The organism is Staphylococcus simiae, assembly GCF_002902085.1.
Lineage (GTDB): Bacteria > Bacillota > Bacilli > Staphylococcales > Staphylococcaceae > Staphylococcus > Staphylococcus simiae.
Genome location: NZ_PPQR01000063.1, coordinates 1 through 407, shown reverse-complemented (window position 1 = coordinate 407; position 407 = coordinate 1). Strand labels below are relative to the sequence as shown.

Sequence of the window (407 nt, the reverse complement as noted above, 5' to 3'; positions counted from 1 at the left end):
GTATCCACCACTGTAATCGTGAATTTCGTCTCTGTTGTGTTTCCTTCAGCGTCTGTTGTTGTCACGGTCACTGGATAAGTTCCCACAGTCGTTGGGCTACCACTAATTGTGTTTGTTGTCTCATCAAACGTTACACCGTTAGGTAAGCCACTTACACTATTTGTCACTGGTTGACCACTATTGTCACTTCCATCAATAACGATGTTATCGATTGGTGTGTTCACTTCTTTTGTTTGATCATCAATCGCTTTCACCGTTGGCGCTGTTGTATCTACCACTGTAATTGTGAATTTCGTCTCTGTTGTGTTTCCTTCAGCGTCTGTTGTTGTCACGGTCACTGGGTATGTGCCTACTGTTGTTGGACTGCCACTAATTATGTTTGTCTCTGAATCAAATGTGACACCGTC

The 407-nt window shown here is 43.2% G+C and carries 1 protein-coding gene; it reads right to left on the bottom strand.

Going from position 1 to position 407, the window contains the following annotated elements; translation table 11 throughout:
- Nucleotides 1–407, bottom strand: a 407-nt coding sequence (locus tag CD113_RS08245; RefSeq protein ID WP_142380900.1) for an Ig domain-containing protein, incomplete at both ends; no start/stop codon positions are given.